Consider the following 22923-nt stretch of genomic DNA (forward strand, 5'->3'; position numbering starts at 1 on the left):
AAAGGAATAACGATGAAACATTCTGTCCTGTTTGCCACAGCCTTTGCCACACTGGTCTCTACCAGCGCCTTTGCCGACGCCCTACCGGGCAAAGGAATCACTGTAAAACCGGTGCAGAGCACCATTACCGAAGAGACTTTCCAGACCCTACTGGTCAGCCGCGCGCTGGAAAAACTGGGTTATACCGTCGATAAACCGGGCGAAGTGGATTACAACGTCGCCTACACTTCCATTGCCTCTGGCGATGCCACCTTCCTGGCCACCAACTGGCAGCCCCTGCACGATGATATGTACAAGGCCGCCGGCGGCGATAACAAGTTCTACCGCGAAGGCACCTTTGTAACCGGCGCAGCCCAGGGCTATCTGATCGATAAAAAGACCGCCGATAAGTACAAGATCAAGAGTATCGATCAGCTTAAAGACCCCAAAATCGCCAAACTGTTCGACTCTAACGGTGACGGCAAGGCGGATATGACCGGCTGTAACCCGGGCTGGGGCTGTGAAACGGTGATCAACCATCAGCTTAAGGCCTTCGGTCTGGAAAAAACCGTGACCCATAATCAGGGCAACTATGCGGCGATGATGGCGGATACCATCACCCGCCACAAAGAGGGCAAGCCGATTCTGTACTACACCTGGACGCCGTACTGGGTCAGTGATGTGATGAAGCCGGGCAAAGACGTGGTCTGGCTGCAGGTGCCTTTCTCCTCAATGCCTGGCGAGCAGAAAGATATCGATACCAAACTACCGAACGGCACCAACTACGGCTTCCCGGTGAACGTGATGCATATCGTCGCCAATAAGGCATGGGCCGCGAAGAACCCGGCTGCGGCAAAACTGTTCGCCATCATGAAGCTGCCGCTGGCCGATATCAACGCCCAGAACGCGATGATGCATGACGGTAAATCATCCGAAGCGGATATCAATAACCACGTCGATGGCTGGATCAAAGCCCATCAGGCGCAGTTCGACGGCTGGATCAAACAGGCGCTGGCTGCCCAGAAGTAACGGATAGCTGATTGCAAAAACGCCCGCGTTCGTAATGGTCGCGGGCGTTATCGCGTGAGCATAGTTTCACGATCATCGCACCAGATAGCGGCACAGATAAGCCACCGGCTCCGCCACCTGCAGATGGAAACCGCTCTGCGCCGGTACGGTGAAAACCGAGCCGGAGCTAAAGGTTTTCCAGGCCGCCTCGCCAGGCAGCAGCACCTTTAACGCGCCGCTGACCACGGTAAACTCTTCCGGCTGCGCGGTATCGAAGGTATATTCCCCTACCGACATCACCCCCACACAGGCCTGTCCGGCGCTGGCGCTAGTAAAGCCGATGGATTTCACTTTCCCCAACAGATAATCATTGCTGTTAAGCATAAGGCCTCCCCCGTTGCCCTCTGGGAAGACTATAGTTGCCAGCGGCAATCCCCGCCACAGCGCTTAAACCAACAGCTCCGAAGTCAGACGCGCCAGTAGCATATGCGACAGCAGCACCGGCACATCCAGCGCCCGCTGTAGCAGGTCGCGATGATGCTGATGAAAACCCAGGCTGTCGAGCACCAGCACATCGGCTCCACGCTGTACCAGCTCCCTTCCTGCGCCGACCAGGGCGCTGTCATCGCTCAGAGAAGCCGCGGGGGTATACAGGGGCGAATTCCCCAGCTCCCGCCACTTTTTCTGCTGGAACGAGAGCAGCTCCGGCGTTGGCAGCAGGATCCCCACCTGATGCCCTTCTACGATCGAGGCCACCAGCGGCGGGATCAGTCGGTCAGGCACCAGCAGCATCGCATTGCGGGTGCTAAGCCGGGTGTAGCGGCCATTCCCCAGTACCAGAATGACGTCATAGTCCTGGTTATCCAGGAGCTCGATCATCCCCTGTAGCGCCAGTTCGACCTTAGTGAGTGAGAGCTGTACCAGTTCGCCATCCCTGAGCAGCGCCAGCACGGTCTCTTCACCCGGGGCGGCGCCGTAATCCTCCAGTGCCTCTTCGCGGGTCAGCCGCCCTAACAGACTGATATGCGTAATTTGTTGTTCAGTGATATGTTCGGTTAAAAGTGGCATGACTTCACCCACCGGCACGACGCCGGCGGTGACAATCGCCAGGGATGTGTTCATCTTGCTCGCCTTTTTTGCCAACCACTACTTTTCGGATACGGCCGCCAGCGCGCACGTGCCAACGGTCGATTATAAATTAACCACAAGCCTGGCACGTTACGGGAAATGTTTCGTTAAAAAGATTAACGAAATGTCAACCGTTGCGCTTTAATCCCATGAAGTCACAGGTAAAAACGATGAGCAAAAGGAATAATTAATGTGCGGCGGGACACCGCACACGGGAAGTCAGGAAACTAGCAAGCATCTGCCAGTCGCAGCGCGCACAGAATCTGCGTCACCACCTGCTGCGGCGGAAGGCTGGCATCCACCACGTGATGGGCAGCTTCGCGGTACAGGGCATCGCGGGCTGCCAGGACCTCGGCCACTTCATCGCTAATCCCACGGCCGGTCAGGGTTGGCCGCTGCCCCTCTTCCGGGAAAGCCTCCAGCCTTCTGGCCAGTTCGGCCACCGACGCCTCTAAATAGATAACCACGCCGCGTTCGCGCATAAAGCGACGATTATGGTCAGCCAGCACCATACCGCCACCGGTCGCGATCACCTGTTCGGGGGCCGTTACGGCCTGCAGAGCCTGGGATTCCCGCTGGCGAAAACCGGCCCACCCTTCACCTTCCACAATCTGCGCTACGTTCATTCCGGCATTCTGTTGCAGCCAGTGATCGGTATCGGCAAAGCGATAGTTAAGGGCCTGCGCCAGCTCGCCGCCAACCGTGGTTTTACCGCAGCCACGTGCGCCGACTAAAAACAGGGGTTGTGTCATGGGTGGAAAATCCTCTCTCTCCGTCGTCCTTGTCGGTCCAGGTTTGTGACTGGGGGTCGAAACTGGGATCATATCAGCTGGCTAGTACAGAGAAAAGTGTAACGTAAATAATACAGTGCAACGTTAACGGTACGCGTCTGATAACCAGAAAAGTCTAACGTATTTATCAACTGTAAACTTTATGTACCAAATAGCAGCCCCACCTTACCGAAAGTGGCCATCGTGCTCAACCTTTTCCTGCCAGATAAGAATGAGATGTCCGTTAACATATTTCCGCAAACCTTTACCCGGATTCCCGTTTACAGCTCGCCATTTTACGGCAAACTGGTAACCGTATTGAGAATGATGGAGCCAGGAAACTATGCAATCTGAAGAACAACGCCTGATCGATGGGCTTTTTGATCGTCTGCAGCAGGCGCAGGATAACAGCACAGCACGCGATGAAGCAGCCGAATCACGGATTAATGAGCATCTGAAGCGTCAGCCTGCCGCCCCCTACTATATGGCGCAGACTATCCTGATCCAGGAAGCGGCGGTGAAACAGCTCAATGCCCGAATTCAGGAGCTGGAATCTCAGGTTCGCGAACTGGAACAGGCCAAACCGGCCAGTGGCGGTTTCCTGGCCGGGCTGTTCGGCGGCGGCCAGCAGAGCACGCCGACGCGTCAAACCGCCAGCGCCGCGCCTCATGGTGGTAGCGCCCCCATTCCCGGCACCAGCCAGTACCAGCAGAGTGCCGCACCGGGTGGTTATGCCCAGTCGGCAGCGCCTCAGGCGACTCGCGGCGGCGGCTTTATGGCTGGCGCCCTACAGACGGCGGCAGGCGTGGCGGGCGGCGTGGTACTGGGTAATATGCTGACCGGCATGTTCCAGCATTCCCAGCCGCAGGAGATCGTGAACATCATTAACGAGCCCGAGCCACAGGCGAATGATGCCGCCAGCACGACAGCCGATAACCCGGCGGCTGACAACTCCGCAGCCGACAACGATCGGGGCGACGACGCGTTCCAGGACGCCAGTGTCACTCAGGATGACGGCGGCGACTGGATGAACTTCGGCGGCGACGATTTTGGCGGCGACGGCGACTTTGGCGGTGACGACGACAGCTGGCTCTAACCCCTCCTGGCCGCCTGCAGCCACTTGTCCAGTTCAGCGGCAAACTGCTGGCGGTCGCGCGGACTGAGCGTTGCCGGTCCGCCGGTTTGAACGCCGCTACTGCGCAGCGTTTCCATAAAGTCACGCATCGTCAGACGTTCACGGATGGTCGCCGGGCTGTAGCGTTCACCGCGCGGGTTAAGCGCTGCGGCCCCCTTTTCCAGCACCTCGGCGGCCAGCGGGATATCAGCGGTGATAACCAGATCTCCGGCTGCGCAGCGGCGCACAATTTCGTTATCCGCCACATCAAAGCCCGACGCCACCTGCAGGGTGCGGATCATTGGGGAAGCGGGCACCCTGAGCGCCTGATTCGCCACCAGAGTGACGGGAATTTGCGTCCGCATCGCCGCCCGGTACAGCACCTCTTTAATTACGTTCGGACAGGCATCCGCATCCACCCAGATTTGCATTATCTACTCCACGTTCCACTGATATGACCCATTGGGGAAAATCGTCAGTCTTCCCATTATGCGCCCTCCCCCTACATCAGGAGGGCAAGCTGCGATACTCTATCATTACTTGAGAGACAAATGACGGAGTGATGCTGTGGATAAGAAAATCGGTTTTATTGGTTGCGGCAACATGGGCAAGGCCATCCTGGGGGGCATTATCGCCAGTGGCCTGGTCTCCGCCGGTCAGATCTGGGTCTATACGCCGACGCAGGAAAAAGTCGATGCCCTGCGCGAGCAGTTCGGCATCAACGGCGCCCAGAGCGCGCAGGAGGTGGCTCAGATTGCCGATATCGTGTTCGCCGCCGTAAAGCCCAATATCATGCTGAAGATGCTGACCGACATCGCCTCAAGCCTGAGTAAAGACTCTCTGGTTATCTCTGTCGCCGCGGGTATCACCCTCGATCAGCTGGCGATGGCCCTGGGCCACGATCGCAAAATTATCCGCGCTATGCCGAACACCCCGGCGCTGGTGAATGCCGGTATGACTTCTGTCACTCCGAATGCGCTGGTTACCCCGGAAGATACCGCCGATGCGGTAAATCTGTTCCGCGGCTTCGGCCAGGCGGAGGTGATTTCGGAAGAGATGATTCACCCGGTAGTCGGCGTGAGCGGATCGGCGCCAGCTTACGTCTTTATGTTTATTGAAGCCATGGCCGACGCCGCAGTACTCGGCGGTATGCCCCGCGCTCAGGCCTATAAGTTTGCTGCTCAGGCGGTGATGGGATCGGCGCGAATGGTGATGGAAACCGGAGAACATCCGGGCGTGCTGAAGGATATGGTGTGCTCACCGGGCGGCACCACTATTGAGGCGGTCCGCGTGCTGGAACAGAAAGGACTACGCTCCGCCGTTATCGAAGCGATGGAACAGTGCATGGCAAAATCCCGCCAGATGAGCAAGTCCTGATACCTGCTTCCATAAAAAACGCCCCGGTTTATCGCCGGGGCGCGCTGTTATGCTTCACGCATTACGCCTTTTTCAGGCAGTTACTCATAAAACTCTTGCGCGCATCGCCGCTCAGAGATTTCTTCGCGGCATCGGCGTTACAGCGCTTCATTTTAGCCTGCTGAGGCGTAAGTTTTTTCTCTGCCTGCGCTGCATCTTTTTTCAGGCAATTGCTCATAAAGCTTTTACGCTCATCGCCTTTCAGACTTTTCGCGCCCGCCTGCTGATTACAGACGGTCATCCGCTGCTGTTGCGGCGTCGCCTGCTTTTCCGCAGCCTGCACGCTGGCGCCACAGGCCATACCAATAACGACCATTGCCATAAACAATTTTTTCATCATGCGATCCTTTTTTATTGTGCGCGCTAAATAGTGGCCCGACATTAAGAAAAAAGCCAGGGAAAAGAGATTACAGCCCTGATCGTTTCACATGTTCAACATTATCCTGAAAATGCACCAACAATAACCAGCACGCCACATTGCCGAATCCGGTGTTTACGAAATAAAACCGGATCATGATAGAAATAGCAGGTGACGATATTATGACAGCGGAGAGCGATTAATTAGGCTGGTTCAGGATGCCTGGCTGAGTAGTCTTTGCAGGTGATGCTGCAATAATTCCGGCGTGTAAACGTTTGCATTCATGTTTTTCCGGTAGCGATCGACTTCCGTCTCGACATTATCCACCAGCGCCTGTCGTTGCGGAGCGTCAAGCCCCCCCAGTAGCGCAGTAACAACCACTTCAAGCGCCCCAAGACGGGCAGCGATATCGTTGGTCTGGGCCTCTTTTTCAGCCAGATTAACCAATAGCTCGGCAATTAAGTTTTTCATGAGATGATTCCCACGAGGATTCTTTAACACCAACTTAACACTCATGCAGGATAAATCCCAGAGGCGGATAGCATATTTTTTTCAGGTCGGTGAGAGAATGTGCGAAACTGCAAAGAATCCGCGGCAGCGAAACGTTTTTACTGTCGCAGTTCACAATTACCGACCATTTTAGTCAGGAAATAAATGTGCAGTTTATATATCAGTTAACAATAATCTTATATTGTTTTTGATGCCGCCTTCTGCTGCTTCAGCGTTCGCCCCAGATGCCACAGATTAACTAACACTACCAGCGCCGTGGCGATAAACACCCAGCGATAGCCCGCCATTGCCGATACTCCGGCCCCCATAAGCGGCCCTACGACATTTCCCAGGTACATAAAGGACTGGTTATAACCAAAAATACGCCCGGTCACCTGCTCGCTGACATTTCTGACCAGCAGCGTCTGCACCGCGGGCAGCATAGCGCCATCGGCAAATCCCAACAGAAAACGCAGCACCGCCAATTGCACAGGGGAAGTGACAAATGACATGGCGAAGAAAAGCACCACCGCCGCCGCCAGGGTCGCCACCAGTATACGGGAGGTACCGATACGATCCCCCAACCGCCCCAGACGCGGCGCGGAAATCAGCGCCGAGATGCCGGGCACCGCAGCGATCAGACCGCTCATAAAGGCGATATTGTTGCTGTCCGGCGCCATATCTTTAATAAACAGCGCCAGAATCGGCCCTACAGAGCCGTTACACAACTGAATCACCATGGTGGTCACAAACAGGCTAATAATCAGCTTCGGATAAGGCAACGACGCAAACACCGCCTTACCGCTCAGGCGTTCATTCTTTGCCTGGGCCGGGCGGGCCCCTTCATGAATCAGCAACAGCGTCACGGTAAAACTCACCATCAGCAGCCCGGCCGTCACCAGAAAGACGGTGCGTAACCCCAGATGGTCAGCCATAAAGCCCCCCAGCAGCGGCCCGGCGATCACGCCGCTAATCTGGGCCGTAGAAAGCGTACTTAACGCCCAACCGCTGCGATCGCGCGGGACCTGTGATGCCACCAGCGCCATCGCATTAGGAATATAACCGGAAGTCAGCCCCATCAAACCACGCAGCAGGAACAGCTGCCAGACGTTACTGGCAAAGGCCTGTAGCAGAATCGCTACCGCCATACCGGCGGAGGCGCGCAGCAGCATCAGTTTGCGCCCTTTACGATCCGCCAGGCTCCCCCACATAGGCGAGACGATAGCCGAAACCAGAAAAGTGATGCTGAATGTCAGACCGGACCAGAGGGATAGCGCTTCGTGGGAAGTCACTCCTAATTGGGCGACGTAAAGTGGCAGAAACGGCAGAATCTGGCTGATGGCCAGGCCGGTGAAGAAACAGCCGAACCAGACCGATATTAGGTTGATCTTCCACTTTTCCATCAGGGGGAGTTACTCAGCAAGTCAAACGTCAATCAAAAAGAGATAAAAGCGTAGCAGAAAGCGCACCCCGGGATGGCGCACCCGATGCCCTTCCTCCAGGCGGTGCGATTTTATCATACAAACGGATTAGCGACACAGACCGAAGCCGTTCACCCCAAGGTGAAAGTGGTCGGCATGGGCGGCGTTAAACTCCGGTCCCAGCGAATTGCCGAAATAAGGGCACCCCTGGTAAAACAGTTCCCGTAATAGTACGCCGCGCAGCCCGTCTTCCGGCCAGTCCTTCAGAATATTGATGCGCTGCCCGTCGGCAAAACGAAAGCCGCGCACGTCCAGGACATCGGCGCTGGCGTGTTCACTGCGCCGCCCTTCGCTGCGGTGGTAAATATTGCGACAGGCATAGCTGCCGATATGGTCGATACGGGTGAGCGCACTGCCCTGTAACTGACCGGCCAGCTTCGCTCCCCGCTGATGCCAGAACATCACGCTGCGTAGCGCCAGCGGACAGCTGGCCAGAAAGGGACCGCTTAGCGCGATGGCGCCAAAATTCGCCACCCGAACCCGATCGTGCAGCGGACACTCGCCGCCGCCGTCCGGCTGGTGACGCCAGCCTATCATCCCCCTGGCGCGCGCCGTCTCCAGCAGCGCAAAACAGCGCTGAGGCTGTGATTCCAGCCCGCGCAGCTTATAGCGGGTCACAAGCGTCGGGGGGTCGTCCAGGGTCAGAGGCGCCCACGGATTGTATTGCGGGGGTATCGCGCCAGTGCCCCACCAGGCAAACGTCGCCGCCAGCAGCATGAAAATCAGGAAACCTCCCCATTTTGCCATGGCAGAATCCGGCTCTTCGCGTAGAGAATAATCAGTATAGAAGGTTGTGCCATATTGAACGCAGGAAGCAGATGAAGCCCTGTGGGGAGCGTGCTATTTTGTCTGCTTTGCACCATTTTCTTATAGGGTTTCTGACATGGCAAAACTACGGGTGGGTATCGTGTTCGGCGGCAAATCGTCCGAGCACGAAGTGTCGTTACAGTCGGCGAAGAATATTGTCGATGCACTGGATAAAACGCGCTTTGAACCGGTGCTGTTAGGCATGGATAAAACAGGCCGCTGGCAGTTAAACGCGCCCGACAGCTGGCTCAATCACGCCGACTCCCCGGCGCATATCGCGTTGAATCCCTCTCCACACCTTCTTGCCCTGCTGCCGGGAAGCGAAGCGCCAGCGCTGACCGATACCCTGAGCGGCGACGCTCTGCCGGTAGACGTCATCTTTCCGATCGTGCACGGCACCCTCGGCGAGGATGGCTCCCTGCAGGGCATGCTACGGATGGCGAATCTGCCGTTTGTCGGCTCTGACGTGCTGGGCTCGGCGGCCAGTATGGATAAAGATGTGGCCAAGCGCCTGCTACGCGACGCCGGTATCAATGTGGCGCCTTTCGTCACTCTGAGGCCAGCTACCCGCGACAGTGTCGACTTTGCCGCCCTCAGCCAGCGTTTCGGGCTGCCGATATTCGTTAAACCCGCCTGTCAGGGCTCTTCGGTGGGCGTCAGCCGCGTGACCAGCGCACAGGAGTACCAGGCGGCTCTGGATCTGGCTTTCCGCTTCGATACCAAAGTGATTGTCGAACAGGGGATTCAGGGGCGTGAGATCGAATGCGCCGTACTCGGCAATGACCAGCCCCAGGCCAGCACCTGCGGCGAGATCGTGGTCAGCGCCCAGTTCTATAGCTATGACGCGAAATACATCAGCGACAGCCAGGCCAACGTGGTGGTGCCCGCCGATCTGCCCCCGGAAATCAACGACCGCATTCGCGCCATTGCCGTCCAGGCATATCAGGCGCTGGAATGCTGCGGCATGGCCCGGGTGGATGTGTTCCTGACGCCGAATAACGAGGTCATCGTCAACGAAATCAATACGCTACCCGGCTTTACCAATATCAGCATGTACCCCAAGCTGTGGCAGGCCAGCGGCATAGGTTATCGCGACTTAATCAGCCGCCTGATCGACCTGGCTCTGGAACGCCATGCCCAACACAGCGCCCTGGAAAGTTCCGTCGTTCTCTGACATTGCAACAGGCGGGGACCGCCCCGCTTAGTCGTTGGCCAACGCCCGCCACATGGTTTCAAAACCAATGCTTTTCACTTCGCTGGCACGCTCAGGATCGCGGCTGGCGAAGGCGATGGTGGTTTCCGCCAGCGCCATAAACATCCGATCGCCAAAAGTCCGGTAGGTGTCACTGCGAAACACCGGTCGTACCTGCTGTTCGCACAGATCGTTGAGTTCAGGAAATTGTTCGTCGGCCTGACGGCGGATAGCGTCATCGATCTTATCGCTGACTTCCAGCTGGCAGACGGCCCGGTAACCGTCCGGACACTCCATCCCCCAGTCGATATAGCTGTTCCAGATATTATTCAGCAATACCTTCGGGTGTGAATTCTGGAGATCCAGCTCGCCCAGGATCCGCTGGCAAAGCAGCTGTTTCAGGTGCAGGTAAAGCGCTCGCAGCAGTTCGTCCTTAGTGGAAAAGTAGCGAAACAGGGTTCCTTCTGCCACCCGGGCGCCGCGCGCTATCATGGCGGTAGAGGCGCCAATACCGGCATGGGCGATGGCAATAGTCGCCGCTTCCAGTAATGCCTGTTTCTTATCTTCACTTTTTGGACGAGCCACTCGTTTTACCTCCCGTGGGTTCTGATTGCCGCGAATTGAATCACGGCTTACCGCCAGGCCGCAACCTCAACCGTGCGCCTAATAATTTCCTTGACGGAAAACAACTCGCTCATATAATGAGTGTTTACTCACTCATATTCAACTTATTGTCAGTGCTGACTAAAAATCTGTGAGTCGTCTGGCACCCTGGTCATGAGAATTTTCATTATTAGCGCGGTGATTATGATGTCGCTAGCAACTACAGTAGGAATGACGCTCAGCTTTGCGCCCGGTTTTGGTCGGGCGCCGGACGGTGCCCATCAGGCGCTGCTGGCCCGCTCGCCCAACTTTTACGACGGCCAGTTCCATAATGCGCTGCCAACGCCGATGCTGACCGGCGATAAAAGCCGAACCCGACTGCTGCTGGAGATGCTGTTTCGCGCTAAAGAGGGGCTTCGCCCTGACGCCCCGCTTCCTTATTTCCCTACCGATCTGCGTACTCTGGATCCCCGACAGGAGATTATCGTCTGGCTTGGCCACTCCTCCTGGTATCTGCAGATGGGCGGCAAACGTATTCTGATCGATCCGGTATTTAGCGACTACGCCGCGCCCTTCTCTTTCGTGAACAAGGCCTTTTCCCGCGCCCTGCCCTGGCAGGCCGAGACCATGCCCGAGATCGACACGCTGATAATCTCTCACGATCACTACGATCATCTGGATTACGCCACGATTAAGGCGCTATTGCCGAAGATCCGCCAGGCGCTGGTGCCGCTCGGCGTGGGATCGCACCTGCGCCACTGGGGTATGGCCCCAGCCAGAATTATTGAATCCGACTGGCACCAGAGCTGGCCGCTGTCAGATACGCTGAATGTACACGTGCTGCCCGCCCGCCACTTTTCCGGCCGCGGCCTGAAGAGCAACCAGACGCTGTGGGCCAGCTTTCTGTTCGCCACGCCGGACAGCAAGATTTACTACAGCGGCGACAGCGGCTACGGACCGCACTTTAAAGAGATTGGCCAACGCTTTGGCGCTATTGATATCGCCATTATGGAAAACGGTCAGTACGACCCGAGCTGGAAACATATTCATATGATGCCGGAAGAAGCGGCGCAGGGGGCCAGCGATCTGAATGCCCGCGCCGTTATTCCCGGCCACGCCGGGCGCTTTGTACTGGCCAATCATGAATGGAACGACCCCTGGCGGCGCCTGGTGGCTGCCGCCGCTGAAAAGCCCTGGACGCTGCTAACGCCGCAGATGGGGGAAGTCGTCCGGACAGACCACCAGCAGCCGTTCACCACCTGGTGGCAAAAATAATAACGTCGCACCTGCCGCAAAAAGGGAGAGAAACTATGTCCATTCCGCATCAGGTCATTGAAACGCTGATCGACTGGATCGATGATAATCTGCACCAGCCGTTGCGCATTGATGACATCGCCCGCCACGCTGGCTATTCCAAATGGCACCTTCAACGCCTGTTCCTTCAGTACACCGGACAGAGCCTGGGTCGCTATATCCGTGAAAGAAAGCTGAAGATGGCGGCGCGGGATCTGCGCAATACCGATGAGAAGGTGTTTGATATCAGTCTTAAGTATGGCTACGAGTCGCAGCAGACCTTTACCCGTATCTTTACCAGGACCTTCCACCAGCCGCCGGGAGCATACCGTAAACAGATGCCGGTTCAGCGCTGCCAGCGCTGAACCGGCCCTAAGTGCGGAAAATCTCAAATATTACCGTACGGAAATAAAAGTTACATAAATGTGAAATGGAGCAGAAATTGCGACTCCAGGAGCATTCTGTACCCGAAATTACCAGCAATCCGATATTGACAATCCCTATGACCTGCCACACTGACCATTACGGGTTACATCCCGCATTCAGGACAGTATCCCCGGAGGTTATATGGCAGACTTTACTTTATCGAAACCGGCGGTGACCGGTACGAAAGGGAAAGGATCTCCCCTGGGCAACGTCGCCTACGCACTTTTCGTGCTGTTTTTTTTCTGGGTCGGCTCGCTGCTGGTCGATATGCTGATCCAGGCGCCCGGCGTCTTTGAACATCTGATGCAGAACAGCGATACCACCCGCCCACAGATTGAAATGGGACTTGGGGTTGGCAGCCTGTTCGGGATTGGGGTTTTTGCCCTTGGCGCCCTGCTGGTGGGCGCCTCGGTAACCGCGTTACGCCTGCGGCGTCGTCATCTACGCCGCTAGCGAGCCATACAGCGAGCCCGGCGATCGTCCACCCGTTTCGCAAACCATGCGGTGGTCAGATTGCGGGTGATCTTCGGGCTCTCCAGAGTAATCCCCGGCAAAATAGCCCGCGGCAGTTTTTTGCCGCTGCGCTTTTCCGCCAGCGCAAAGACTTTCTCGTAAAGCGACTCTTCTTCAAACTCCAGGGTATCGCCCTGTTTCAGCGCCTGGTGGATCTCGCTATTGCTCATATCGAGCTGTGACGCCAGCCGACGTACCGCCAGTTCAGTCTTACCCGGCTCGTCGCTGTCATAGCGGATCAGATCGCCATCCAGCACCAGTTTTACGCCGCTGGCCTTACTGACCGCCTGCTGGAAGGCGGCATTACGGCTGGCGTACCAGCCGGCGTTAAAGTCGGCAAAGCGATAGAGAGGCCGGTCATAGTTGGCCGGATAGTTCAGCAGGTGATAAGTACCGAACCACAGGCCGCCGCGCCGGGTAAACACCTCCTGGCGTACGGTACCGGTTATCTTCCACGGATAGCCGTCCTGGTGCTGTTCGGCAAAGGCGATGCTGACCTGCATCGGCCCGCCGGTATGGACCGGGTTCAGACGCCCGAACAGCTTCTGTCCCAGCGGCACCATATCGATAAAGTCATCGAATATAGCGCTCAGCTCCCCTTCGCTCCTCACGCGATCCAGACGCTCGGCGTAACTCTTCCCGGTGGGGGACTTCACCGATAGCGCCGCCCGCACCATAAACTCCGGCACGTAAAGCTTACCGGCGCGGCGGTAGATCTCCTGCCAGGCAATTTTACTCAGATTCGGCACCGTGGGATCGCTCTGATACGTGGACTCCTGAGCCGCCACCGCCAGCACCGAACAGACGTTCTCTTCGGTGGGCGCCAGCCCCTGGCTGGAGAAGGTGGTGGCGATATCCCGGGCCCAGGCATCACGATCCTTTACGCTGGCCGGCATTTTCTGACGTACGGTGGCAGCCACGTCGACGGGCTTTACCCCTTCAGGCAGCGGCTGCGCGCGTTGTTGACTACAGCCCGCCAGCACCAGCGCGGCCAGTATCCCGATGGCAGGCAGCCGCAAGCGTCGATGATTCTCCATAGATTTCCTTCCAAATTGCGGGTTCGCTACCGGGAGCCTGCCATTATGCCGCTGTGCCGTCAACGCCCGCGCCTTCAGGCTTCCTGAATCATCTGCGGCTGCGGCACATCCAGATGGTGCTCGAAGCTGCGCAGACGCTTGTAGATCGACATCAGCTCCACCAGGGTGGTCCAGGAGAGAATCAGATACTGGAACGCTTCCCTCACCTGGCCGAACACATTGAGGATCTGGGTCATCAGCCCCAGAGTAATAGCCCCGGCCGCAATCGACGGAAACAGCACGATCAGGCCGAAAACATTATCCAGTTGCATATAGAGAATGCGGGCGATATTAAAGTACATATAGTGGAAGTAGAGCCGGAAGTAGTTACGGCGCACCGAGTGAAACAGCTCACCCAGCGTGGGCGGCGCAGCACGGGTGGGATCGTCTTCGCCGTAGACCAGCTCCTTTCGGTAGGCCGCCTCCACTCGCTGATTATTAAACTCCAGACCGGGCAGCTTGATCCCTACCAGCGCCAGCAGCGCGGTACCCATCAGCGCCCAGACCACGCCCGCCACCACCAGCGGATACGGAATCTGTCCCACCACCGGTAACTCTTTAATATGGGGAGAGAGCGCCACCAGCACCGGCAGAAAGGCGAACAGCGTGACCACCGCCTTAAGCAACTGGCTGCCCACATCTTCCAGCGTCGTGGCGAAACGCATGGTATCTTCCTGCACGCGCTGGGCCGCCCCTTCAATATGGCGCAGTCGCTGCCAGTGCGCGGTATAGTACTGATTCATGGCGGTACGCCAGCGAAAGACGTAATGGCTAACGAAGAAATTATTCAGTACCGATACCACGACGGCGATCAGCGCAATTCCCAGAAAGACGCCTATCTCGCTGTAAAACTGATTAATCCGCACTTTACCCGGCGAGGTTAACGCCTGCTGGATCAGATCGTAGAACGGCGCATACCAGGCGTTAACCGCCAGCCCCACCTCCACCAGAAACCAGGTGACGAAGACAATAAGCGCACTACCTGGTATCGACCAGTACTGCCAGCGGTGCGGCGCCCGGATAAACCAGAATCCGGCGAACAGCGCGGTACAGGCCCAATAGTAGCCGTAAAACAGCAGATAACTGGCGGACCAGAAACGGGCTGCACTGATCGGTACCTGCTCGCTGGCGCCGACGATATGATTCAGCCAGCGTTCACCGCCCAGCTGCCAGAACAGGATAGTTACCAGCATCCAGATAAGCGCCGAAGAGAAAAACAGCGCCGGACGCGGAAAAAAAGATTTAAACATCAATAAAACTCCAGCATAAACACGAATCGCCATAGCGGCGGCGCAGGAATCCCGCCCCGCGCAGGTGACCAAACCCACAGAAGATAACGTGAAGCGAGTCACAGTAACGTCAGAATCTTGTATCAAACCGTGAAGCAGGTTGACGATGGACAAGAGTACGTCTTAAGTAATTCCTTATAAAAGGCGTTCTGCCTTGCTGGATCGCACGAAAGAGCGCCTCCGGGAACTTTCCTCACCCACGCCAGCGGCGGCCGTTGGCTCTGTCGGTACGCTCAGGTAAAAAAGGGTTACCCGTGAAACGACAGGTTACGTTTTTTTTCGTGCGATAACGCGCACCTGTGCTGGCAAAGCGCCACATCGTGATATAAACACCAATAGTCTTAAGTTAAAAATTGTACACTCACTGGACGGATTGCATTGAAACATCGTTTTCTCTCTTTTGCCGCTATCGCTCTGGCGGCACTTCCCATCGCTAGCCGGGCGGCACAGGCGCCGGACCCGCTGTCCACCGCAGATATCGCCGAGCGTTACGCCAATCATATCTTCTACGGAAGCGGCGCCACAGGCATGGCGATGGTCGTTATTAACGGCAACCAGCGCGTCTTTCAGAGCCTGGGGGAAACCCGCCCCGGCAACAATGTGAAGCCGCGGCTCGATTCGGTGATCCGCGTTGCCTCTCTGACCAAGCTGATGACCAGCGAAGTGATGGTTAAGCTGCTCGACCAGGGGGTGGTGCAACTCGACGATCCGCTCAGCAAATACGCGCCGCCTGGCGCCCGGGTGCCTACCTATCACGGCGAACCCATCCGGCTGGTTAACCTGGCGACCCATACCAGCGCCCTGCCCCGCGAACAGCCAGGCGGCGTCTCTCCCCGCCCGGTCTTTATCTGGCCTACCCGCCAGCAGCGCTGGAACTGGCTGGAATCGGCCAGCCTGAAACACGCCCCCGGCAGTCAGGCCGCCTACTCTAACCTGGCCTACGATCTGCTGGCCGATGCCCTGGCGCGCGCTTCCGGTAAGCCGTATCCCAAACTGTTCGATGAGCAGATCGCCCGTCCACTCGGGATGAAAGACACCACCTTTACCCCTTCGCCGGATCAGTGCGGAAGGCTGATGATCCCCGAACGTGGCGCCAGCCCCTGTAACAATACGCTGGCCGCTGTCGGCAGCGGCGGTATCTACTCCACGCCGGACGATATGATGCGCTGGATGCAGCAGTTCCTGGCATCCGACTTCCATTCCAGAAGCAGCCAGGCGGATCGCATGCAGACGCTGATCTACCAGCGTAGCCAGTTTGCTAAAGTGATTGGCATGGACGTACCTGGCCGGGCCGATGCCCTGGGGCTGGGCTGGGTCTATATGAAACCGAAAGACGGCAGGCCGGGAATTATCCAGAAAACCGGCGGCGCCGGGGGTTTTATCACCTATATGGCGATGGTGCCGGAGAAAAACGTCGGCGCCTTTGTGGTGGTGACCCGCTCCCCCCTGACCCGTTTTTCCAGTATGAGCGACGGGATTAACGATCTGGTCAGCGAGCTGAGCGGCAGCGCGACATCGCAGCCCCAGCCGGTTCTGACCCGCACCGATATTAACCCCGCAGGCGCGGTAAGCCAGAGCGCATCGCGTTAATCAGCCACTGGCGCCCCCTGGGCGCCAGTGGTACGCAGAAGAAAGCATCTGTCGACAAATCGCTACGGGTTTAACCGCAAGTTATGTTCTTATACGGATAATAGGGTCATTTATCATTATCGCCACACAATCGAACTGCGCGGAGTAACGATGAATCAACCTGATGAACAGGTCCTGCTGCTGGATGACAATCTGCGCGTTATCGGGACCGAAGCCAAATCCCGGGTGCACAGCGACCATACGCCCCTGCATCTGGCCTTTTCCAGCTATGTCTTTAATCAGCGCAACGAGCTGCTGCTGACCCGCCGCGCCCTGAGTAAAAAAGCCTGGCCCGGCGTGTGGACCAATTCGGCCTGTGGACACCCCATGCCGAACGAAGAGATGAGCGATGCCGTCAGGCGCCGCTGCCAGTGGGAGCTGGGGCTGACCATTTCACAGCCGCAGCTTATCGATAACGACTATCGTTATTTCGCCGTCGATGCCAGCGGTATTATCGAAAACGAATACTGCCCGGTCTGGTTTACCCGCACCGATAGCGAACCGCAGCCACGCCCGGACGAAGTGATGGATTACAGCTGGGTTCCCGTCGTTCGCCTGCTGGCAGGCGTTAGCGCCATTCCCGCAGCTTACAGCCCCTGGCTGGTCGGACAGCTGGCGCGCCCGGCCATCCGCCGTGCGCTGGAGACCCTGCCCTTGTAACGCCAGCCAGGCCGTCGTGTGGCACAATCCGACACCTGAAAACCGTGAGTTCAGGGTGGCAGCGCCGCGAATATTCACTATTATTGTGCGCTCCATCCCCCATCGAACGCTAAAATCGAATGACCCAACAAGATCGAGGCATTAGCCCCTCGCTGACGCTGCTACTGTCCGTCGCCACCGGCCTTGCCGTCGCCAGTAACTACTACGCGCAGCCGCTGCTGGACACCATCGCCAGCGCCTTTTCCCTGTCGGTAAACCAGGCCGGTTTTATTGTCACCACGGCCCAGTTGGGTTACGCCGCCGGGCTGCTATTCCTGGTACCGCTGGGAGATATGTTTGAACGTCGCAGCCTGATCGTGGCGATGACGCTACTGTCCGCTGGCGGTATGCTGATCACTGCCCTCAGCCAGAATCTGGCGCTGATGATTCTGGGTACCGCGCTGACCGGGCTGTTTTCGGTGGTCGCGCAGATTCTGGTCCCCCTTGCTGCAACCCTGGCGGCTCCTGAGCGCCGCGGTCGGGTGGTGGGCACCATTATGAGCGGCCTGCTGCTGGGTATACTGCTGGCGCGCACCGTGGCGGGCCTGCTGGCAAGCCTTGGGGGCTGGCGTACCGTCTACTGGGTGGCCAGCGCTCTGATGGCGCTGATGGCAGTCGCCCTGTGGCGCGGTCTGCCGCGGGTTAAAGAGCACAACACCCTGAATTACGGTCAGCTATTGGCCTCCATCTTTAGCCTGTTCGCCCACGATCGCCTGCTGCGTACCCGTGCCCTGCTGGGTTGCCTGACCTTTGCTAACTTCAGCATCCTCTGGACCTCAATGGCCTTTCTGCTGGCGGCGCCGCCGTTTAACTATTCCGAAGGGGTCATCGGCCTTTTTGGTCTGGCCGGTGCGGCAGGCGCTCTGGGCGCCAGACCGGTCGGCGGTCTGGCCGATAAGGGCAAAGCTCACCTGACCACCAGCGGCGGGCTGCTGCTACTGCTACTCTCCTGGGGAGCGATCGCGCTGGGCCAGTGGTCCATCCCCGCGCTGATCCTGGGGATTGTGGTACTGGATCTCACCGTTCAGGGGGTACATATCACCAACCAGAGCGTGATCTATCATGCACACCCACAGGCGCGTAATCGCCTGACGGCGGGCTATATGACCAGCTACTTTATCGGCGGTGCCGCTGGTTCGCTGATTTCCGCCAGCGCCTGGCAGCATGCGGGTTGGAATGGCGTGTGCGGTGCGGGCGCGCTGGTTTCGGTGCTCGGGTTGCTGGTCTGGTGGCGCGGTTACCATCGTCAGGAAAGCATTACCTGAAGGAACGGGCCGCCGACTTCCGCTCAAATAGCGACTGTTAAGGCGGCCCGGAGTTTGCTAATGTACGATCCGTATTTTTATTCAAACATAATGCTTATTACATTCTGGCAGACATATCACACATGGTTCACCCTTTATTTCAACCTGTTCAAATTAACCTCATTCTGTATCCTTCCATTGCACACTTATTCAAAATCATTAGCGCTCCCTCTGATTATTCCTGGTTTTTCCCCTAAGGGTTCCCGCTTTCCCTGGGAGTATGATGTGATGAAATCGCTGTATGGCGCGCCACTTGCGGCCTGTGCGGCCATTCAGGCATCGCCCCGTTAGCCACACTTAAGAAAATAATACATTTACTTTATTTATCACCGTCGTTACTATATCGGCTGCAATTAATGAGGTTATGCCCAAATGGATAGTTCGTTTTCGCCCATAGAACAGATGCTTAAGTTTCGTGCCAGCCGTCACGAAGCTTTTCCTTATCAGGAGATTCTCCTGACCCGTCTTTGCATGCATATGCAAGGAAAGTTGCTGGAAAACCGCAACAAAATGCTGAAGGCTCAGGGAATCAACGAGACCTTATTCATGGCGCTGATCACGCTGGAATCCCAGGAAAATCACAGCATTCAGCCGAGTGAGCTGAGCTGCGCGCTGGGCTCTTCCCGCACCAACGCCACCCGTATCGCCGACGAGCTGGAAAAACGTGGCTGGATCGAGCGTCGCGAAAGCGATAACGATCGCCGCTGTCTGCATCTGCATCTTACGCCGAAGGGCCACGAGTTCCTGAACCAGGTGCTACCGCCGCAGCACAGCTGCCTGCATCACCTCTGGTCGTCGCTCTCCGACAGCGAAAAAAATCAGCTTGAGCAGATCACCCGTAAGCTACTCACCCGGCTCGACCAGATGGACGAGAAATCCTTTCAACCCGAAGCCATGGGCTAAGACCGGAATAGCAGCGCGCTGAACCCTCGTTCAGAATAACTGTGTTTTTTACATACAGGCCAGCACAGCAGTGTGCTGGCCTTTATGGCTAAACGGCCCGGTATTTCGGGCTCCAATAATAAATAGAGTGGAGATAAGCATGAGCGCACATGCGGAAACTCAATCGCCACAGCAGCCGGCTGGCAAGAAGGGTAAGCGCAAAGGCGCGCTTCTTCTGCTCACCCTGCTGTTTGTGGTTTTGGCAGTGGCATATGGTATCTGGTGGTTCCTGGTTCTGCGTCATTACGCAGAGACCGACGACGCTTACGTTGCCGGTAATCAGGTGCAAATCATGTCTCAGGTTTCGGGCAGCGTCACCAAAGTATGGGTGGACGATACCGATTTTGTGAACAAGGGCGACGTCCTGGTGACGCTCGATCCCACTGATGCCCGGGAGGCATTTGAAAAGTCAAAGACCGCGCTGGCTAACAGCGTGCGCCAGACCCGTCAGTTAATCATCAACAGCAGGCAATATCAGGCCAATATCGCGGTGAAACGTACTGCGCTGGCCCAGGCCCAAACCGACCTTAATCGCCGGGTTCCGCTGGGTAAGGACAACCTGATCGGCCGTGAAGAGCTGCAGCACGCCCGTGATTCGGTTGCCAGTGCCCAGGCTCAGCTCGATGCCGCGATAGAGCAGTACAACGCCAATCAGGCGATGATCCTCGATACCCCGCTGGCCGACCAGCCCGCCGTGAAACAGGCCGCGACGGAAGTGCGCAACGCCTGGCTGGCGCTGGAGCGTACCCGCATCGTTAGCCCGATGACCGGCTACGTCTCTCGCCGTGCCGTGCAGGTGGGCGCGCAGATCGGCACCAGTACCTCTCTGATGGCTATCGTGCCCGCTACCGGCCTGTGGGTCGACGCCAACTTTAAAGAGACCCAGCTCGCCAATATGCGTATCGGCCAACCGGCAACGGTTGTCAGTGATATCTATGGCGATAAGGTGGAGTACAAAGGCAAAGTGGTCGGGCTGGATATGGGAACAGGCAGCGCCTTCTCCCTGCTGCCAGCGCAGAACGCGACCGGCAACTGGATCAAGGTGGTTCAGCGCCTGCCGGTGCGTATCGAATTGGATCAGCAGCAGCTTAAGCAGTATCCGCTGCGTATCGGCCTTTCCACGCTGGTGAAGGTCAATACCAGCGATAGTCGCGGCCCGATGCTGGCAACCCAGACCCGCAGCAAACCCGCTTATGAAAGCGATGCCCGCGAGCTGGCGTTGACCCCCGTCAATCAGTTGATCGACAACATCATCCGCGCAAACGCGGGCTAACGCGGCGGAGGCAGCCATGCAACAACAGAAACCGCTGGAGGGAGCGCCGCTGGCCCTGATGACCATCGCGCTGGCGCTGGCGACCTTTATGCAGGTGCTGGACTCCACCATCGCGAACGTCGCCATCCCGACCATCGCCGGTAACCTTGGCTCGTCGCTGAGCCAGGGGACCTGGGTTATCACCTCCTTCGGGGTGGCTAACGCCATCTCGATTCCGCTGACCGGTTGGCTGGCGAAGCGGGTGGGTGAAGTGAAGCTGTTTCTCTGGTCAACGACCGCCTTCGCCGTCGCCTCATGGGCCTGCGGCGTCTCTAACAGCCTGGAGATGCTGATCCTGTTCCGCGTGATTCAGGGGATAGTAGCCGGGCCGCTGATTCCGCTGTCTCAGAGTCTGCTGCTCAGCAACTATCCGCCCGCTAAGCGTAACGTCGCGCTGGCGCTGTGGTCGATGACGGTGATCGTGGCGCCCATCTGCGGTCCGATCCTTGGCGGCTGGATCAGCGATAACTACCACTGGGGCTGGATCTTCTTTATTAACGTTCCCATCGGGATTGTCGTGGTATTGATGACGCTCCAGACCCTGCGCGGACGGGAGACTAAAACAGAACGTCGCCCCATCGATGGTATCGGGCTGGGTCTGCTGGTACTCGGCATTGGTAGCCTGCAGGTCATGCTGGACCGAGGTAAAGAGCTGGACTGGTTTAACTCCACCGAGATTATCGTGCTGACAATTGTGGCAGTGGTAGCGATCAGTTTCCTGATTGTCTGGGAGCTGACCGACAAGAACCCCATTGTCGATCTGTCGCTATTCAAGAGCCGCAACTTCACCATCGGCTGTCTGTGTATCAGTCTTGCCTATATGCTCTACTTCGGCAGTATCGTACTGCTACCGCAGCTGCTACAGGAGGTGTACGGCTATACCGCCACCTGGGCGGGGCTGGCTTCGGCACCGGTAGGCATTATTCCGGTGATCCTGTCGCCGCTAATTGGACGCTTTGCCCATAAGCTCGATATGCGCCGACTGGTGACCTTCAGCTTTATTATGTATGCAGTCTGTTTCTACTGGCGCGCATGGACTTTCGAGCCGGGCATGGATTTTGGCGCTTCCGCGTGGCCTCAGTTTATTCAGGGCTTTGCAGTGGCCTGCTTCTTTATGCCGCTGACCACCATCACCCTTTCCGGCCTGCCGCCTGAGCGTCTGGCCGCGGCATCAAGCCTGTCTAACTTTACCCGAACCCTGGCGGGCTCTATTGGTACCTCCATCACCACCACCATGTGGACCAACCGCGAGTCGATGCACCACGCCCAGTTGACGGAGTCGGTCACGCCCTACAACCCGAACGCCCAGGCGATGTACGACCAGTTACAGGGTATGGGGATGAGCCACCAGCAGGCTTCCGGCTGGATAGCCCAGCAGATCACCAATCAGGGGCTGATTATCTCCGCCAATGAGATCTTCTGGGCCTCCGCCGGTATCTTTGTACTGCTGCTGGGGCTGGTCTGGTTCGCCCGACCACCGTTCAGCGCCAGCGGTGACGGCGGCGGCGCCCACTAAGCCACCACGAAAAAGGGAGCCTTTATGGCTCCCCTTTCTCTTTGCGACAGCGTTAGCATTACGCTAGATATGCAGCTCCTGCAGCTTCTCTTTCGGCAGCGCCAGCTCGTCGTTACTGTTGACCTGAACGTCGCGATCGAGGATATGACGGGCGATTTCCTGCGCCTCATCCAGCGAGTGCATCTGGTAAGTACCACACTGATAAACATTAAGTTCCGGAATCTGATTCTGATCCTGCACTTTTAGCACATCGGCCATCGCCGCTTTCCAGGCTTCAGCCACCCGCTGCTCACCCGGCGTACCAATCAGGCTCATATAAAAACCGGTACGGCAGCCCATTGGCGAGATATCGATAATCTCCACGCCGTTGCCGTTCAGGTGATTACGCATAAAGCCGGCGAACAGGTGCTCCAGGGTGTGGATCCCTTTTTCCGGCATCACTTCCTTATTGGGCACGCAAAAGCGCAGGTCAAACACGGTGATAGTATCGCCATGCGGTGTGTTCATAGTCTTGGCTACGCGCACCGCCGGCGCCCCCATACGGGTGTGGTCGACTGTGAAGCTATCCAACAACGGCAT

At 57.3% G+C, this 22923-nt stretch carries 25 protein-coding genes; 13 read left to right on the forward strand and 12 right to left on the reverse strand.

Annotated features, from left to right (window positions below):
• The first annotated feature begins 12 nt into the window (after nt 1-12).
• A complete protein-coding gene (gene proX / locus SCU88_RS19670; protein WP_138099034.1) occupies nt 13-1008 on the forward strand; it encodes a glycine betaine/L-proline ABC transporter substrate-binding protein ProX in 996 nt (331 codons plus the stop codon).
• Between the two features lie 72 nt (nt 1009-1080).
• On the opposite strand, the gene ppnP is transcribed toward proX, so the two are convergent.
• From ppnP to aroL, 3 genes are all read right to left on the reverse strand, one after another.
• Nucleotides 1081-1371 (reverse strand): pyrimidine/purine nucleoside phosphorylase, encoded by a 291-nt coding sequence (gene ppnP / locus SCU88_RS19675; RefSeq protein ID WP_138099035.1) that lies wholly within the window; start codon nt 1369-1371, stop codon nt 1081-1083.
• Nucleotides 1372-1434: 63 nt separating this feature from the next.
• Complete coding sequence (locus tag SCU88_RS19680) at nt 1435-2109, reverse strand: AroM family protein (RefSeq protein WP_175340909.1); 675 nt, start codon at nt 2107-2109, stop codon at nt 1435-1437.
• A gap of 233 nt (nt 2110-2342) precedes the next feature.
• The gene (aroL, locus tag SCU88_RS19685) at nt 2343-2867 is read right to left on the reverse strand and encodes a shikimate kinase AroL (protein ID WP_138099037.1); all 525 of its coding nucleotides are present in this window, start codon (nt 2865-2867) and stop codon (nt 2343-2345) included.
• A gap of 361 nt (nt 2868-3228) precedes the next feature.
• Here aroL and SCU88_RS19690 point away from each other — a divergent pair, with 361 nt between their 5' ends.
• Entirely contained in the window at nt 3229-3981 is a 753-nt protein-coding gene (locus SCU88_RS19690) for a DUF2076 family protein (protein ID WP_175340910.1), read from the forward strand.
• Here the strand turns inward: SCU88_RS19690 and SCU88_RS19695 are convergent.
• Nucleotides 3978-4430, reverse strand: coding sequence for a YaiI/YqxD family protein (locus SCU88_RS19695; RefSeq protein ID WP_138099039.1), 453 nt, complete (start codon nt 4428-4430; stop codon nt 3978-3980). The genes SCU88_RS19690 and SCU88_RS19695 overlap by 4 nt on opposite strands.
• A gap of 136 nt (nt 4431-4566) precedes the next feature.
• On the opposite strand from SCU88_RS19695, the gene proC reads away from it, so the two are divergent.
• On the forward strand, nt 4567-5376 hold the full coding sequence (gene proC / locus SCU88_RS19700) for a pyrroline-5-carboxylate reductase (protein ID WP_138099040.1): 810 nt from the start codon (nt 4567-4569) through the stop codon (nt 5374-5376).
• 61 nt (nt 5377-5437) lie between these two features.
• Here the strand turns inward: proC and SCU88_RS19705 are convergent, their stop codons facing one another.
• The 4 genes from SCU88_RS19705 to SCU88_RS19720 all read right to left on the reverse strand — a co-directional run bounded on the left by SCU88_RS19705 (nt 5438) and on the right by SCU88_RS19720 (nt 8490).
• Nucleotides 5438-5752: a PsiF family protein gene (locus SCU88_RS19705; RefSeq protein ID WP_138099320.1), complete on the reverse strand. Its 315-nt coding sequence runs from the start codon at nt 5750-5752 to the stop codon at nt 5438-5440.
• A 234-nt stretch (nt 5753-5986) separates the two neighbouring features.
• Nucleotides 5987-6244, reverse strand: a complete 258-nt coding sequence (locus SCU88_RS19710; protein WP_168198859.1) for a sigma-S stabilization anti-adapter protein IraP — start codon at nt 6242-6244, stop codon at nt 5987-5989.
• Between the two features lie 215 nt (nt 6245-6459).
• Nucleotides 6460-7665 carry an MFS transporter gene (locus SCU88_RS19715; RefSeq protein WP_175340911.1) on the reverse strand — a complete coding sequence of 402 codons (1206 nt, stop codon included), beginning with the start codon at nt 7663-7665 and terminating at the stop codon, nt 6460-6462.
• Nucleotides 7666-7791: 126 nt separating this feature from the next.
• The gene (locus SCU88_RS19720) at nt 7792-8490 is read right to left on the reverse strand and encodes an extensin family protein (protein WP_175340912.1); all 699 of its coding nucleotides are present in this window, start codon (nt 8488-8490) and stop codon (nt 7792-7794) included.
• A gap of 136 nt (nt 8491-8626) precedes the next feature.
• Between SCU88_RS19720 and ddlA the strand changes: the two genes are divergently transcribed.
• Nucleotides 8627-9724, forward strand: a complete 1098-nt coding sequence (ddlA, locus tag SCU88_RS19725; protein WP_175340913.1) for a D-alanine--D-alanine ligase — start codon at nt 8627-8629, stop codon at nt 9722-9724.
• A gap of 27 nt (nt 9725-9751) precedes the next feature.
• On the opposite strand, the gene SCU88_RS19730 is transcribed toward ddlA, so the two are convergent.
• On the reverse strand, nt 9752-10327 hold the full coding sequence (locus SCU88_RS19730) for a TetR family transcriptional regulator (RefSeq protein ID WP_175340914.1): 576 nt from the start codon (nt 10325-10327) through the stop codon (nt 9752-9754).
• A 192-nt stretch (nt 10328-10519) separates the two neighbouring features.
• On the opposite strand from SCU88_RS19730, the gene SCU88_RS19735 reads away from it, so the two are divergent.
• From SCU88_RS19735 to SCU88_RS19745, 3 genes are all read left to right on the forward strand, one after another.
• Complete coding sequence (locus SCU88_RS19735; protein ID WP_175340915.1) at nt 10520-11620, forward strand: MBL fold metallo-hydrolase; 1101 nt, start codon at nt 10520-10522, stop codon at nt 11618-11620.
• 35 nt (nt 11621-11655) lie between these two features.
• Nucleotides 11656-12003, forward strand: coding sequence for a RamA family antibiotic efflux transcriptional regulator (locus SCU88_RS19740; protein WP_138099047.1), 348 nt, complete (start codon nt 11656-11658; stop codon nt 12001-12003).
• A gap of 202 nt (nt 12004-12205) precedes the next feature.
• The gene (locus tag SCU88_RS19745) at nt 12206-12517 is read left to right on the forward strand and encodes a DUF2755 family protein (protein WP_138099048.1); all 312 of its coding nucleotides are present in this window, start codon (nt 12206-12208) and stop codon (nt 12515-12517) included.
• On the opposite strand, the gene SCU88_RS19750 is transcribed toward SCU88_RS19745, so the two are convergent.
• Nucleotides 12514-13614, reverse strand: coding sequence for a DUF1615 family protein (locus SCU88_RS19750; RefSeq protein WP_175340916.1), 1101 nt, complete (start codon nt 13612-13614; stop codon nt 12514-12516). The two genes, SCU88_RS19745 and SCU88_RS19750, sit on opposite strands and share 4 nt — an antisense overlap.
• A 74-nt stretch (nt 13615-13688) precedes the next feature.
• Nucleotides 13689-14903 carry a peptide antibiotic transporter SbmA gene (gene sbmA / locus SCU88_RS19755; RefSeq protein WP_138099050.1) on the reverse strand — a complete coding sequence of 405 codons (1215 nt, stop codon included), beginning with the start codon at nt 14901-14903 and terminating at the stop codon, nt 13689-13691.
• Between the two features lie 468 nt (nt 14904-15371).
• On the opposite strand from sbmA, the gene ampH reads away from it, so the two are divergent.
• The 6 genes from ampH to emrB all read left to right on the forward strand — a co-directional run bounded on the left by ampH (nt 15372) and on the right by emrB (nt 22344).
• The gene (ampH, locus tag SCU88_RS19760) at nt 15372-16532 is read left to right on the forward strand and encodes a D-alanyl-D-alanine-carboxypeptidase/endopeptidase AmpH (RefSeq protein WP_421805511.1); all 1161 of its coding nucleotides are present in this window, start codon (nt 15372-15374) and stop codon (nt 16530-16532) included.
• A gap of 150 nt (nt 16533-16682) precedes the next feature.
• On the forward strand, nt 16683-17231 hold the full coding sequence (gene idi, locus SCU88_RS19765) for an isopentenyl-diphosphate Delta-isomerase (RefSeq protein WP_175340917.1): 549 nt from the start codon (nt 16683-16685) through the stop codon (nt 17229-17231).
• 119 nt (nt 17232-17350) lie between these two features.
• A complete protein-coding gene (locus SCU88_RS19770) occupies nt 17351-18535 on the forward strand; it encodes an MFS transporter (protein WP_175340918.1) in 1185 nt (394 codons plus the stop codon).
• A gap of 411 nt (nt 18536-18946) precedes the next feature.
• Complete coding sequence (mprA, locus tag SCU88_RS19775; protein WP_175340919.1) at nt 18947-19477, forward strand: transcriptional repressor MprA; 531 nt, start codon at nt 18947-18949, stop codon at nt 19475-19477.
• Between the two features lie 139 nt (nt 19478-19616).
• The gene (gene emrA, locus SCU88_RS19780) at nt 19617-20789 is read left to right on the forward strand and encodes a multidrug efflux MFS transporter periplasmic adaptor subunit EmrA (RefSeq protein WP_175340920.1); all 1173 of its coding nucleotides are present in this window, start codon (nt 19617-19619) and stop codon (nt 20787-20789) included.
• A 16-nt stretch (nt 20790-20805) separates the two neighbouring features.
• On the forward strand, nt 20806-22344 hold the full coding sequence (gene emrB, locus SCU88_RS19785; protein WP_175340921.1) for a multidrug efflux MFS transporter permease subunit EmrB: 1539 nt from the start codon (nt 20806-20808) through the stop codon (nt 22342-22344).
• Between the two features lie 63 nt (nt 22345-22407).
• On the opposite strand, the gene luxS is transcribed toward emrB, so the two are convergent.
• Nucleotides 22408-22923: an S-ribosylhomocysteine lyase gene (luxS, locus tag SCU88_RS19790; protein ID WP_175340922.1), complete on the reverse strand. Its 516-nt coding sequence runs from the start codon at nt 22921-22923 to the stop codon at nt 22408-22410.

This window comes from Jejuibacter sp. L23 (genome assembly GCF_050815825.1).
Taxonomy (GTDB): Bacteria; Pseudomonadota; Gammaproteobacteria; order Enterobacterales; family Enterobacteriaceae; genus Jejubacter; species Jejubacter calystegiae.

Bases quoted from the DNA above. Each gene is read 5' to 3' on its own strand.
- proX (WP_138099034.1), top strand. From the start codon at position 13: ATGAAACATTCTGTCCTGTTTGCCACAGCCTTTGCCACACTGGTCTCT.
- ppnP (WP_138099035.1), bottom strand. From the start codon at position 1,371: ATGCTTAACAGCAATGATTATCTGTTGGGGAAAGTGAAATCCATCGGC.
- SCU88_RS19680 (WP_175340909.1), bottom strand. From the start codon at position 2,109: ATGAACACATCCCTGGCGATTGTCACCGCCGGCGTCGTGCCGGTGGGT.
- aroL (WP_138099037.1), bottom strand. From the start codon at position 2,867: ATGACACAACCCCTGTTTTTAGTCGGCGCACGTGGCTGCGGTAAAACC.
- SCU88_RS19690 (WP_175340910.1), top strand. From the start codon at position 3,229: ATGCAATCTGAAGAACAACGCCTGATCGATGGGCTTTTTGATCGTCTG.
- SCU88_RS19695 (WP_138099039.1), bottom strand. From the start codon at position 4,430: ATGCAAATCTGGGTGGATGCGGATGCCTGTCCGAACGTAATTAAAGAG.
- SCU88_RS19705 (WP_138099320.1), bottom strand. From the start codon at position 5,752: ATGAAAAAATTGTTTATGGCAATGGTCGTTATTGGTATGGCCTGTGGC.
- SCU88_RS19710 (WP_168198859.1), bottom strand. From the start codon at position 6,244: ATGAAAAACTTAATTGCCGAGCTATTGGTTAATCTGGCTGAAAAAGAG.
- SCU88_RS19715 (WP_175340911.1), bottom strand. From the start codon at position 7,665: ATGGAAAAGTGGAAGATCAACCTAATATCGGTCTGGTTCGGCTGTTTC.
- SCU88_RS19720 (WP_175340912.1), bottom strand. From the start codon at position 8,490: ATGGCAAAATGGGGAGGTTTCCTGATTTTCATGCTGCTGGCGGCGACG.
- ddlA (WP_175340913.1), top strand. From the start codon at position 8,627: ATGGCAAAACTACGGGTGGGTATCGTGTTCGGCGGCAAATCGTCCGAG.
- SCU88_RS19735 (WP_175340915.1), top strand. From the start codon at position 10,520: ATGAGAATTTTCATTATTAGCGCGGTGATTATGATGTCGCTAGCAACT.
- SCU88_RS19740 (WP_138099047.1), top strand. From the start codon at position 11,656: ATGTCCATTCCGCATCAGGTCATTGAAACGCTGATCGACTGGATCGAT.
- SCU88_RS19745 (WP_138099048.1), top strand. From the start codon at position 12,206: ATGGCAGACTTTACTTTATCGAAACCGGCGGTGACCGGTACGAAAGGG.
- SCU88_RS19750 (WP_175340916.1), bottom strand. From the start codon at position 13,614: ATGGAGAATCATCGACGCTTGCGGCTGCCTGCCATCGGGATACTGGCC.
- sbmA (WP_138099050.1), bottom strand. From the start codon at position 14,903: ATGTTTAAATCTTTTTTTCCGCGTCCGGCGCTGTTTTTCTCTTCGGCG.
- idi (WP_175340917.1), top strand. From the start codon at position 16,683: ATGAATCAACCTGATGAACAGGTCCTGCTGCTGGATGACAATCTGCGC.
- SCU88_RS19770 (WP_175340918.1), top strand. From the start codon at position 17,351: ATGACCCAACAAGATCGAGGCATTAGCCCCTCGCTGACGCTGCTACTG.
- mprA (WP_175340919.1), top strand. From the start codon at position 18,947: ATGGATAGTTCGTTTTCGCCCATAGAACAGATGCTTAAGTTTCGTGCC.
- emrA (WP_175340920.1), top strand. From the start codon at position 19,617: ATGAGCGCACATGCGGAAACTCAATCGCCACAGCAGCCGGCTGGCAAG.
- emrB (WP_175340921.1), top strand. From the start codon at position 20,806: ATGCAACAACAGAAACCGCTGGAGGGAGCGCCGCTGGCCCTGATGACC.
- luxS (WP_175340922.1), bottom strand. From the start codon at position 22,923: ATGCCGTTGTTGGATAGCTTCACAGTCGACCACACCCGTATGGGGGCG.